The 12,554-nt window shown below is 45.8% G+C and carries 11 protein-coding genes; 1 reads left to right on the forward strand and 10 read right to left on the reverse strand.

Annotated features, from left to right (window positions below; translation table 11 throughout):
* Positions 1-584: 584 nt before the first annotated feature.
* From sufD to rpsL, 10 genes are all read right to left on the reverse strand, one after another.
* Positions 585-1,847: a Fe-S cluster assembly protein SufD gene (sufD, locus tag ACERC5_RS07190; protein WP_373659181.1), complete on the reverse strand. Its 1,263-nt coding sequence runs from the start codon at positions 1,845-1,847 to the stop codon at positions 585-587.
* Positions 1,848-2,618, reverse strand: a complete 771-nt coding sequence (gene sufC, locus ACERC5_RS07195) for a Fe-S cluster assembly ATPase SufC (RefSeq protein ID WP_373659180.1) — start codon at positions 2,616-2,618, stop codon at positions 1,848-1,850. It abuts the gene before it with no gap.
* A gap of 102 nt (positions 2,619-2,720) precedes the next feature.
* Complete coding sequence (locus ACERC5_RS07200) at positions 2,721-3,656, reverse strand: manganese-dependent inorganic pyrophosphatase (protein WP_373659179.1); 936 nt, start codon at positions 3,654-3,656, stop codon at positions 2,721-2,723.
* Positions 3,657-3,806: 150 nt separating this feature from the next.
* Positions 3,807-5,132 carry a branched-chain amino acid transport system II carrier protein gene (gene brnQ, locus ACERC5_RS07205; protein ID WP_373659178.1) on the reverse strand — a complete coding sequence of 442 codons (1,326 nt, stop codon included), beginning with the start codon at positions 5,130-5,132 and terminating at the stop codon, positions 3,807-3,809.
* A 308-nt stretch (positions 5,133-5,440) separates the two neighbouring features.
* Positions 5,441-6,034, reverse strand: a complete 594-nt coding sequence (locus ACERC5_RS07210) for a glycoside hydrolase family 73 protein (protein ID WP_373659177.1) — start codon at positions 6,032-6,034, stop codon at positions 5,441-5,443.
* Positions 6,031-6,780, reverse strand: a complete 750-nt coding sequence (locus tag ACERC5_RS07215; RefSeq protein WP_373659176.1) for a D-alanyl-D-alanine carboxypeptidase family protein — start codon at positions 6,778-6,780, stop codon at positions 6,031-6,033. Before ACERC5_RS07215 ends, ACERC5_RS07210 begins: the two co-directional genes overlap by 4 nt.
* Positions 6,767-7,468 carry a histidine phosphatase family protein gene (locus tag ACERC5_RS07220; RefSeq protein WP_373660504.1) on the reverse strand — a complete coding sequence of 234 codons (702 nt, stop codon included), beginning with the start codon at positions 7,466-7,468 and terminating at the stop codon, positions 6,767-6,769. The genes ACERC5_RS07215 and ACERC5_RS07220 overlap by 14 nt, the downstream gene beginning before the upstream one ends.
* Positions 7,469-7,843: 375 nt before the next feature.
* Positions 7,844-9,922 (reverse strand): elongation factor G, encoded by a 2,079-nt coding sequence (gene fusA, locus ACERC5_RS07225; protein WP_018367584.1) that lies wholly within the window; start codon positions 9,920-9,922, stop codon positions 7,844-7,846.
* Positions 9,923-10,274: 352 nt separating this feature from the next.
* A complete protein-coding gene (gene rpsG, locus ACERC5_RS07230) occupies positions 10,275-10,745 on the reverse strand; it encodes a 30S ribosomal protein S7 (protein WP_373660505.1) in 471 nt (156 codons plus the stop codon).
* 17 nt (positions 10,746-10,762) lie between these two features.
* Positions 10,763-11,176 carry a 30S ribosomal protein S12 gene (rpsL, locus tag ACERC5_RS07235; protein ID WP_018367582.1) on the reverse strand — a complete coding sequence of 138 codons (414 nt, stop codon included), beginning with the start codon at positions 11,174-11,176 and terminating at the stop codon, positions 10,763-10,765.
* A gap of 262 nt (positions 11,177-11,438) precedes the next feature.
* Between rpsL and ACERC5_RS07240 the strand changes: the two genes are divergently transcribed.
* On the forward strand, positions 11,439-12,515 hold the full coding sequence (locus tag ACERC5_RS07240) for a M24 family metallopeptidase (protein ID WP_373660506.1): 1,077 nt from the start codon (positions 11,439-11,441) through the stop codon (positions 12,513-12,515).
* Positions 12,516-12,554 lie beyond the last annotated feature (39 nt).

The following is a 12,554-nucleotide window of genomic DNA, read 5'->3' on the forward strand; positions in this document are numbered from 1 at the left end:
ATGTCCACTGGTGGAACCATCATCGCATTCACGGTAGTCTCGATTACCAAACACCTATGGTTAAGCGAGTTATCGCTTAACAAAAACACTTTATAAAAAGTGTACAGAAAAGGGGTGCCTTTTCACGTTTGGTCATCTTCCGGATTTCCTACAACAAGTATTCACTATGCCATCAGTGGTACTTTAGTAGGGGTTGTCAGCAATAGTGCAACAACTACAGTAGGAGCTCAACTAAAAGTAGCCGGCTTCAGTTTTAGTCATACCATCGGTAACAATTCCTACTATAGAGTACCACTAAGTCAAAATGGTACAATTAGTCTTTATTAGGAGTCGCTCAGGTTATGAAAGAAAACCTAAAATACATCATTGTTTCTTTAGCAATAGTCCTGTCAGCAGTTATACTAGGTAAATTCATCCTTGATGGCTTCGACATCTTAGGTCAATACATTGAACACGGACTGAGAACAATAACTATTCCTCGATAACTCTATATGACTAACAATCGTTGGTATCCACATAAAGTTGCTAACGCGTGCGTTAGCCTCAGCCACTTTCTCTTTAGAAGAAGTGGCTTTTTGAACCTCCTATCTTTTCTCCAACTTGTCATCAATGGTCTGAATCATCTCATCCCGCACGTCCTTGACAGGGATTTCGGTAATGACTGCGCCCAGGAAACCTCGGATAACCAGCCGCTCGGCAGTTGCTCGGTCAAGCCCTCGGCTCATGAGGTAGTACATATCCTCTGGGTCGACCTGTCCGATAGAGGCAGCATGCCCTGCGGTCACTTCATTTTCATCAATGAGGAGAATAGGATTGGCATCGCTCCGTGCTTGGTCACTCAGCATGAGCACGCGACTCTCCTGCTGGGCGTCCGCTCCTTTGGCTCCCTTAATGATATGACCGATGCCGTTAAAGGTCAAGGTTCCTCGCTCCAAAATCACCCCATGCTGGAGGATATGACCGACCGAGTGTGCCCCATAATTGGTCACACTGGTATCTACCCCCTGCACCTGACGACCACTGGAAAGCGCCACGACCTTGAGATTAGCATGGCTGCCACGATCATAAAGGTTGCTGTCAAAGTCGCAAACCACATGACCAGCATTCATCACACCCATAGCCCAGTCGACCGTCGCATCCTCATGATGGTAAACCTGACGACTGATATAACCCGTCACATCACTCCCCAAACGGTCGATGGCCGCATACTTGATTTGACTACCCCTACCAGCTATGATTTCCACGCTGACATTCGCAGCCACCGACTCAGCCCCCTCGCCCAGACTTTCCAACCGCTCCAGATAGGAGAACTTGCTATTTTTACCTGCGATGATGAGGATTTTTTTGACAAATGGCTGAGCAGACGCCCGGTCTTCCAGCAGGGAGATTTCGATAGGCTGGTCAATCTCGACCCCATCTGGCACATAGAGAACCGCTCCGCTGGTAAAATAAGCTGTGTTATAGGCTGCCAGACGATGGCTGTCATCTGGACAAGCCTGCCCTAGATAGGTCTCCAGAAGCTCAGGACGTTCCTCTAAGACCGTCGCAAGGTCTGTCAACACAACTCCCTTATCGATCAGCTCCATAGGCAGTTGTTCTAGGACGGTTTGGCTGCCGACCTCTACCAGCTTAGGATTGTCTCCGATAGCGAGAAAATCAGGCACACTCGGTAGGTCCCAGCTCTGCCCGATAGTAGACGGCATCAACTGCCAACGGTGAAACTTAACCCGCTCAATCACAGGAAATTCCAGCTCTGCCATGTTCTCAACAGCTGCCAACCGACGATCCAACAACCACTGAGGCTCCGCCTGACCCTGTGAAAAGGCTAAAATCGCTTCTTTGGTCATCTACACGTCCTCACTGTACTCTAAGCCCAGCTCCTCGGCAATCTTGGCATAGCCCTCTTGCTCCAGACGAGCCGCTAACTCTGCACCGCCCGAGAGGACGACCCGACCATCCATCATGACATGAACCACATCAGGGGTGATGTAGTTGAGCAGGCGTTGGTAGTGGGTGATGATCATAGCACCGAAGCCCTCACCCCGCATGGCATTGACCCCTTTTGAAACGACCTTGAGAGCATCAATGTCCAATCCTGAGTCAATCTCGTCTAGGAGGGCAAACTTAGGCTCTAACATGAGAAGTTGGAGGATTTCATTGCGCTTTTTCTCCCCTCCTGAGAAGCCTTCATTGAGGTAGCGCTCTGCCATCTCCTCTTTCATGCCCAAAAGCTCCATCTTTTCATCTAGCTTGGTGATAAAGTCACGGACAGAGATTTTATCCTCGTCTTCCTTACCAGCGTTCATGGCCGCACGGATAAACTCGGCATTGGTGATACCAGGGATTTCAGACGGGTACTGCATGGCTAAAAAGAGACCCAGTCGTGCCCGCTCATCCACTTCCAGCTCTAAGATATTGACCCCATCAAAGAGGACCTCCCCTTGGGTCACTTCAAAGTTGGGATTGCCCATGATGGCAGCAGACAGGGTTGATTTCCCTGTGCCGTTTGGCCCCATGATGGCAGCGACCTCTCCTGTTTTCAGGGTCAAGTTGACCCCTTTTAGAATTTCCTTGTCCTCGATGGACACATGCAGGTTTTTGATTTCTAAGGTTGACATAAAAGTTCCTTTCTCACGGCTAACGCCGAGGGTTGTTTATAGTTATTATAACAGAAAAATCCTCGCTTATCAGATACGAGGATTTGGTATTTTTGACACTGATTACGCGTTAAAACTCTCTGTCAACTGAGGCACAACTTGTTTTTTACGAGAAACAGCACCTGGTAAGAAAGCATGGTTATTTTCCAAGGTAAAGTTAAAAGCTGCTTCAACCTTATCCATGTTGCGACCGAGCGCCAAGATTTCTGAGTTAGAGTTGACAATATCTGTAATCATGAGGACAAAGTCGGAATAGCCATTATCAGCAGACGCTTTGGTGATCGCTGCTTCAATCTCCGCCTGACGGCCAAGGACTTCGGCAATGTCAACTGTGTTGACTTGAGCGACACGAACAGGGTTACCGTTGAGTTCAAAAGTCTTGGCATCGATGTCAATCAGCTCTTCGGCTGACTTGCTGGCTAGGTTTGTACCTGCTTTCAAGAGAGCCAAGCCATACTCTTCCAAATTCACCCCTGCCAGCTCTGCTAATTCCGCAGCGACCTGTGGGTCGCTCGCGTGAGTGGTCGGAGACTTGAGCAAGAGCGTGTCCGAAATCAAACCTGACAATAATAAGCCTGCAATCTCTTTTGGCACAGCGACACCAGCCTGTTTGAACTGGCGATAAACAATGGACGACGCTGAACCAACAGGTTCAAGGAGCATATAAAGCGGATTGGCAGTTTCAAAGTTAGCCACACGGTGGTGATCCACGACACCAGCTACCTCAACCTCGCGGATATCACTGATGGACTGCTGAAACTCATTGTGGTCCGTCAAAACAACCTTATCCGATCCTTCTGCTTTGGCAGAAGTCACAACACGCGGTGCTGTAACGCCAAAATAATCCAACGCAAAAGCTGTTTCTTCGTTAGGCTCGCCCAGAAGCACCGCCTCTGCATCACGCCCCCAAGCTTCACGCTCCAAATAAGCCCAAGCGTAGCTTGAAGCCGTAGCGTCAGTATCAGGGTTTTGGTGACCAAAAACTAAAATCTTAGACATGTGAGTAACTCTCTTTCCTTTATTCACCTTATTATAGCAGATTGGGCTTGTTTTGGCAAAAGTTCCTCATAAGGAAATCACGTTTCAAATTAAAAAAATACCCTGGTCAACTCCTCTAACGTGAGGAGCTAACCAAGGTATAGTTTTAAACTATTCCTTTGTTGACAACAACAAGCCAACAATAAAGCCAAGAATAGATGGTAGTACCCAACCCATACCGATGCTTGAGAATGGCAACAAACCATGACCAAAACTAACTAAGCCTTTAACAATTGATAATTCTGCCCATGGAGATGCTGCTAAACCGTCTACGATAGCAGGAAAGAGGGTAAAAATAGTCGTCCAGAGGTAAACGGCCTTTTTACCTTTGAACAGCTTATCTACTAAAGCTAGCAAAACAAGGACAATCGCCAACGGATAAAGAAACATAAGAACCGGAATAGAATAGGCGATAATATTTGTTAAACCAACATTGGCAAAAATAGCTGGGAAAATGGTAGCTGCGGCTAAAAACGTTTTATAAGAGACGCTAGGGAACATCTCTGAAAAAGTCTCTGAGAAAGCTGTTAAGAGCCCAACTGCTGTCTTTAAACAACCAAAGAAGACGATTAAGGCAAGTAATAGGCTACCTGCTGTTCCCAAATAATAACCAGCAATCTGTGCGAGGGCGATGCCACCATTGTCACTGATTGGAAACTGTCCAAGGCTAGTTGCCCCTGCATAAGCTAACAGGGCGTAAATCAGAGCCATAAAGCCCAGGCTGATGGCACCTGCTTTAATCATGTCCTTAGCAACTTGTTTAGGCTGGGTAACACCCAGTCCATTTAAAGCAGAGATAACCACAATGGCAAATGCTAAGGAAGCGAGGACATCAAGGGTGTTATAGCCTTCCAAAATCCCCTTGGTCAGCGCATTAGCTTGATAAGCCTCTTGAACAGCTGCCGCTCCGCTATTGCCCATAGGATTAAAAACAGAGAAAGCCAGCAAGAACCCCAAAACAAGGAGAAAAATCGGATTAAGCACTTTACCAACATAAGTGAGCAGCTTGCTAGCGTTCTGAGAAAGAAGCCAAGCCACCAAAAAGAAAAATGCAGAATAGAAAACCAAGGCTAGGGTTTGTTGCCCTTCTGGAATAAAAGGCACAACGCCAATTTGAAAAGAAGTCGTTGCTAAACGAGGGATGGCAAAGAAAGGACCAATAACGAGATAAAGCAAAATAGTAAAGAACTTGCCATAACCTTTACCAACTTTCGAAGCCAGCTCATAAACACTCTTGCTTTCGGTTAAGCCCATGGCAACGATGGCTAAAAACGGTAGTCCAATGGCTGAAACCAAAAAACCGATGGTCGCTGGCCAGAGGTTAGCCCCTGCTTCTTGCCCCATGTGAACAGGGAAAATCAAATTACCTGCACCGAAGATGATGCCAAACAGCATCGACCCGATATAAATATAATCTTTTTTCTGTAACGTTTTCATAGAAACTCCTTTATAATAATAACGTGATGATACAGCTTGCTAACGACCGATCGCTTTCCCTCCTTACCATCAAAAACAGCTACCCGCAAGAATGGGTAGCTGCTTTTTTGTCGCCCCATTCTCACTCAACACGAATAGGACAGTGACAAAAATTGTACCGTCCTATCTTCTGACAACGACTACCAAAAGTTGTGTTGTTTGTGTCATTGGAAACTCCTTGATGTTTAGTAAGGTTATTTTACCTTAGTCAGATAAGTTTGTCAAGTTTTATTTTTCAGAAAATTTCTGTATATTAACTAATCCGCTTATTATTTTTGCTTGTCATATTGTTCCAGCTGGTGCTTTTCAATTATAGCAATTAAACGTCCTGCATAATCACTACTTGTCGTATAGCCTTCTTGATAAAAGATGGCACTGGCCTCTTTGTAGGTTTTTGCTGTGGCTAGCCTTGTGTATAGCATCTCATCGCCCAATTTGTTAGCCTTTAGCCGAGTCATGTAATCAGCCATGCCTTCAGACCATGTTGAATAAACCTGATAACTCCGCTCGACGTTCTGCTCTTTGCCATCTTTGACCTCTGTTGTCCATAAAACAACACGGCGATTGCCTTCTGAGGCTGGTAAATGATAGAGATTATGGTACTTTACCCCTAGTAAAGTACGACCAGAGTCTGTTTCTAAAAGGGCTTGAGCAATTAAAACCGACGGCATAACCCCATAGCTTTTTCCTAGTTTCTGGGCTTCAGGTGCTATTTTTTTGATAAAGATAGCAGAGCTATCTGAGGTTTTGACCAGCTGATTAGCTGATTTAGGACCACCATTTAGCAAGAGTGGGATCAGGAAGCTGATAATCACACAAACCGTGATAAGCAGAGTGCCAAGAAAACTTAATCGTCGTTTCATCGATTTTTGCTCCTTAATAAATCAAGATATTCCTCCAGAGTCAGCTGATGCTCGGTCATGTATTTGGCGGAAGCAACACCCACATAGCGGTAATGCCAATTTTCCTCAGACACTCCAGTGATATGCTCCGCACCCTTTGTATATCTAAGAATAAAACCGTGTTCAGGAGCCATCGCTGCAATCTGCTTCGCCACATCAGAATAACGCATGATATCAATCGCTAAGCCCGTGTGATGTTCACTGTGACCTGCAGGCAAGACCGTCTGTGAAACAATTGTTGTCGCTTCCTCCTCACTTGTTCCCCCAGCTACCAGCTCAGCCACTCGTGTTTGAAAAAGCGCAGCTTGTTCTTCTACACTCCGATAACCAGAGTAAAGTCTCTGCAAAGGATCGGCATCTAGTGCATGGACAGCTGCCATAAACTGAGTCGTCGCCTCCACAATTCGCTGATCAACAGGAATTCCCTCAACATAACCAAGTTCTGGGACAACATTGTTAAAAGCATAATCCCGATTAACCAGGACTAATTCCCAATCATCAGGGCTAACGTCAGGTAAGGCATCGGTTGGCTCTTTACTGCTGGATGAGCTTGTTACTGCCATGGACGACGATGACGTTGACGATCGAGGAGATTCATCAGTTGTCAGGCGAAAATCACGTGGCGACAGGAAAATGTAGAATCCTACCAAGGCGATCACGATAGCCAGCAACTGCAAGACGACTAGTATTCCCTTATTTCCTCTCATTTGCGAGTGCCTCTCTTCCCTTATAGCGATAAGATAAATCAGCGACTTGTTCAATGCTAAAGTGTCCCTTTTCATAGCTTAAAACAGTCACACTGCCGTTATCAATCATCATCTTTTCCCACCAAGGGTCAATCAGCCACAGGAGCGTGGCGATGGTCATCCCATGACAAACCACAAGCCCGTTGCCACCACCTCTTGTCTCCAAGCGCTCTGCGATGCTCACAAATCCCTGCCAAATACGGTCGCGCAATACCTCCCAAGGCTCCGCCCAGCCAGCTGTATCAGCCTCCACCAAAGCTTCCGCGATTTCTTGATAGGTTAAATCTGTCAATTTCTTGTCAAGACCAACGACGCTTGTTCTAGGCAACACACCGTGGAAGAGCTCCTCATCGTACAGACCTTCCAAGCTACCAAAACACCACTCACGTATACGACGATCTGCCGTATGCGGTAAGCTCTCCTGACCAAGCTCTTTTAAAACAATCGCTAAGGTCTCAAGAGTTCGACCGCTATCACTTGAAAAAGCTTCATCAAATGTCAATCCATCTACTGCGAATCCTTGACCCAGCTCTCGAATGCCTTCACGACCTAACGTTGTCAGAGGACTATCGCACCAACCTTGGGCACGCCCCAAGGTATTGAACATCGTCTTGCCATGACGAACAATATATAACCGTGTTTCTGTCATTGTTAACTCCTTTATGATATTATAACATAAAACCTATCTAGACGTCACAACAAGATTCATTCAGAACAAGCACTCTCTTCTCATATTCTGACTAAAGTCGGCATTGACACCATCCAAGGTCAACATGAGAATCACTTATATTATCTTCCTCTGAATCCTCTTAATGAAGTCGATTGAAAATCATGCTACTTTCTTACTTATTTTTCCTTGCCTATTATCATGTTGCACTGCCGTAACTTCTCAAGCACCCTGATTTTCAGCTGAGTGACTTTCTTAAATGTTTCGGTCATTACCCTGAGTTCAGGAATATTCACATAACACAAAAAGCACCAACCATGAGGTCGGTGCTATTATTTGATGTCTAATCGTTACTGATTATTCACCGCGGTGTTTTTTGATGATTTCTTCTTGTACAGACTTAGGCACATCTTCGTAGTGGTCAAAGACCATCATGAAGGTGCCACGACCTTGAGTTGCTGAACGAAGAACTGTTGCATAACCAAACATTTCAGCCAATGGCACATAAGCACGAACGACTTGAACGTTACCACGAGCTTCCATACCATCAACGCGTCCGCGACGAGCTGTCACGTGACCCATAACATCACCGAGGTTGTCCTCTGGTGCGGTGATAGTGACAAGCATCATTGGCTCAAGGATAGCTGGTTGAGCTGATTTAGCTGCTTCTTTAAGGGCAAGAGATGCTGCAATCTTGAAGGCTGTTTCAGATGAGTCGACATCGTGGTATGACCCATCGTAAAGCTTCGCTTTCACGTCAACCATTGGGTAGCCTGCAAGGACACCATTAGCCATAGACTCGATGAGACCTTTTTCAACAGCTGGGATAAATTCACGAGGAACCACACCACCGACGATAGCGTTCTCGAACTCGAAACCTTTACCTTCTTCGTTTGGTGTAAATTCGATCCAAACGTCACCGAACTGACCTTTACCACCAGACTGACGTTTGAAGAATCCACGCGCTTGAGTAGAAGCACGGAAAGTTTCACGGTAAGATACCTGAGGCGCACCAACGTTTGCTTCTACTTTGAACTCACGACGCATACGGTCAACAAGGACGTCAAGGTGAAGCTCACCCATACCAGAGATAACGGTCTCACCAGTTTCTGGGTTAGTTTCAACGCGGAAGGTTGGGTCTTCTTCAGCCAATTTAGACAAAGCAACACCCATCTTATCTTGGTCAGCTTTAGACTTAGGCTCAACCATGAGTTGGATAACTGGTTCTGGAACATCGATTGACTCAAGAATGATTTTCGCTTTCTCATCAGTCAATGAGTCACCAGTAGTGGTGTCTTTCAAACCAACGGCAGCAGCGATGTCACCAGAGTAAACTGTTTCGATTTCTTGACGGCTGTTAGCGTGCATCTGAAGGATACGTCCGATACGCTCACGCTTACCTTTAGACGTGTTCATCACGTATGAACCTGAGTTAAGAACACCAGAGTAGACACGGAAGAAGGTCAAACGACCTACGAATGGGTCTGTCATGATCTTGAAGGCAAGGGCCGCAAATGGCTCTTCATCAGATGATGGACGCTCTTCTTCAGCGTCTGTATCTGGGTTGATCCCTTTAATCGCTGGGATATCAATTGGGCTTGGCAGGTAGTCAAGTACCGCATCAAGCATCAACTGAACACCCTTGTTTTTGAAGGCTGAACCACAAAGAACAGGGAAGAATTCAACGTTGATGGTTGCTTTACGGATACCAGCTTTCAATTCCTCTTCAGTGATTTCTTCACCTTCAAGGTACTTCATCATGAGCTCTTCGTCAGTTTCAGCAACAGCTTCAACCAACTTCTCACGCCACTCTTGCGCTTGCTCAAGGTATTCAGCTGGAATCTCTTCTTCACGAATATCTGTACCAAGGTCGTTGGTGTAGATTTCAGCTTTCATCTTAATCAAGTCGATGATGCCAGTGAAGTCATCCTCTGCACCGATTGGGAGTTGGATTGGGTGAGCATTTGCTTGTAAACGATCATGGAGGGTAGACACAGAGTAAAGGAAGTCCGCACCGATTTTGTCCATTTTGTTGGCAAATACGATACGAGGAACGCGGTACTCAGTCGCCTGACGCCATACGGTTTCAGTTTGTGGCTCAACACCTGATTGTGAGTCAAGAACGGTAACTGCACCGTCAAGTACGCGCAGGGAACGTTGTACTTCGATGGTGAAGTCAACGTGTCCTGGGGTGTCGATGATGTTGACACGAGTGTCTTTCCATTGAGCAGTTGTTGCCGCAGAGGTGATAGTGATACCACGCTCTTGCTCTTGCTCCATCCAGTCCATTTGTGACGCACCTTCGTGGGTCTCACCGAGCTTATGGATTTTACCAGTATAGTAAAGGATACGCTCAGTTGTTGTTGTCTTACCGGCATCGACGTGCGCCATGATACCGATGTTACGAGTTTTTGCTAACGAAAATTCGCGTGCCATGAGGTTATTTCTCCTATAAATTTTGATTTCGGTACTATTATACCATATTTTATAAAGAACGGATAGGCAGAGGCCTACCCGTTCGAGTTTTCTCTTTTTAGTTGGGCGTTGGTTCTGTCCAATGCAGATTGCTTTGGCAAACAAGTCACTGACAAAAAGATAAAATCTCCTAGAAGCCTAAGCTTCGTCGTCGCTTTTCCTATTTTGTCTAGGATTTGTTTAACGCTCTCGTATCTTAGAGTTGAATACGGTCGGCATACTGTCAGTGAAAAATGATAATCTTCCTAGATTGCAAGCAATCATCGTCAGATTCCTATTTTTCACTTGTATGCTCGCCCTTAATATCCTAAGATTACCAACGGAAGTGTGCGAAGGCACGGTTGGCTTCAGCCATTTTGTGAGTGTCTTCACGTTTCTTCACAGATGCACCTGTATTGTTTGCAGCGTCCATGATTTCTTTTGCCAAACGGTCAATCATAGTGTGTTCACCACGAGCGCGTGAAGCGTTAACCAACCAACGAAGCCCAAGTGTTACACGACGCTCTGGACGCACTTCAACTGGAACTTGGTAGTTAGAACCACCGACACGACGAGCACGAACTTCAAGAACAGGCATGATGTTCTCCATCGCTGTCTCAAATACTTCGTTAGCGTCGTTGCCAGTTACTTCTTTGATTTGCTCGAAAGCACCGTAAACGATGCTAGCCGCTGTACCACGCTTACCGTCAAGCATCACGCGGTTAATCAAGCGAGTAACTAATGTTGAATTGTACAATGGATCTGCCAAAACTTCACGTTTTGGGGCACGGTTTTTACGACTCATTCTTAGATTCTCCCTTCTTAGCCTTTAGGACGTTTTGCACCGTATTTAGAACGGCCTTGTTTACGGTTAGCAACACCTGCTGTATCAAGTGCACCACGAACGATATGGTAACGCACACCCGGAAGGTCTTTTACACGTCCACCGCGGATAAGTACAACGCTGTGCTCTTGCAAGTTGTGGCCGATACCTGGGATGTAGGCAGTAACTTCGATGAGGTTGCTCAAACGTACACGAGCGAACTTACGAAGGGCTGAGTTAGGTTTTTTAGGGGTCATTGTTCCAACACGTGTTGCAACACCACGTTTTTGTGGAGAAGACACGTTAGTTGTCACTTTGCGGTGGCTGTTGTAACCAACGTTAAGCGCTGGTGATTTAGATTTTTCTACTTTAGATTGACGTGGTTTACGAACCAACTGGTTAATTGTAGGCATCTACATTCTCCTGTAAAATTTTTAGTTTTGGTTGGACAAAGCGATCGGTGACATCCTCTATCCTGCGTGTACTTTTGCAACATTTGTCAGCACGTCTCTGTACACTTTTGAGAGACCAAAAGTAAAAAGTACCGTCTAGTATCATACCACAAGTTTAGTCTCCTCGTCAAGTGATTTGAGATTTTATTTTCTAAATCTAGTTCGACTTGCTTTTTTGGCATTTTTTTGGAAAAATGGAAGAAAATAAACTAAAGGAGTGCCTATGACTAAAATTACTCAATTGCTTAAAAAACTTAACGAGGAACAGGTCTATGCCGCAGTCGTGTCTGATCCTGTCTCTATCAACTACCTCACCGGTTATTACAGCGACCCACATGAACGCTACATGTTCCTCTTTCTCTTTTTGGAAAAAGAACCCGTGCTCTTTCTACCTGCTCTTGATGCCGCACGAGCAGAGGCGACAGTTTCTTTCCCAGTTGTTGGTTATGTTGACTCAGAAAATCCTTGGGAAAAAATCAAGGCTATTCTGCCAAAGACTGACTATCCTCAGGTAGCCATCGAGTTTGATAACCTCAATGTGACCAAACTGCGAGGCTTGGAGACTGTGTTTTCCAGCCAATTTGTCAATCTGACCCCAACCATCAACCGCCTGCGTTTGATCAAATCAGCTGATGAGATTGAAAAAATGCACGCTGCTGGGCTATTGGCCGATAAGGCCGTCCAAATCGGGTTTGACAATATCAGCCTGGACAAAACAGAGACTGATATTATCGCCAACATCGAGTATGAGATGAAGCGACTGAGCTATGGCATGAGTTTTGAGACCATGGTGTTGACAGGCGATAACGCGGCCAATCCGCACGGTATTCCTGCTGATAATCGAATCGAAAACAACGCCTTCCTGCTCTTTGACTTGGGCATCGCTGCCAACGGCTATATGAGTGACATGACACGGACAGTGGCTGTTGGTCAGCCTGACCAGTTCAAAAAGGACATTTACCAACTCTGTCTGGAGGCTCAATTAGCCGCTCAAGACTTTATTAAGCCTGGTGTGACCGCTAGCGAAGTAGATGCAGCTGCTCGCTCTGTCATTGAAAAAGCAGGTTACGGTGAGTATTTCAACCACCGTCTGGGGCATGGCATTGGGATGGATGTGCACGAATTCCCATCCATCATGGCAGGTAATGATTTGGTCATTGAAGAAGGCATGTGTTTCTCGGTCGAGCCTGGTATCTATATTCCTGGAAAGGTCGGTGTCCGTATCGAGGACTGTGGTGTGGTCACCAAAACAGGTTTTGAAGTCTTTACCCACACAAGCAAAGACCTGCTCTACTACTAATTAAACAGATAAAAAACGATTGATACCATTGGACTTGGT

It is taken from the genome of Streptococcus sp. E24BD, assembly GCF_041807825.1.
Lineage (GTDB): Bacteria > Bacillota > Bacilli > Lactobacillales > Streptococcaceae > Streptococcus > Streptococcus entericus.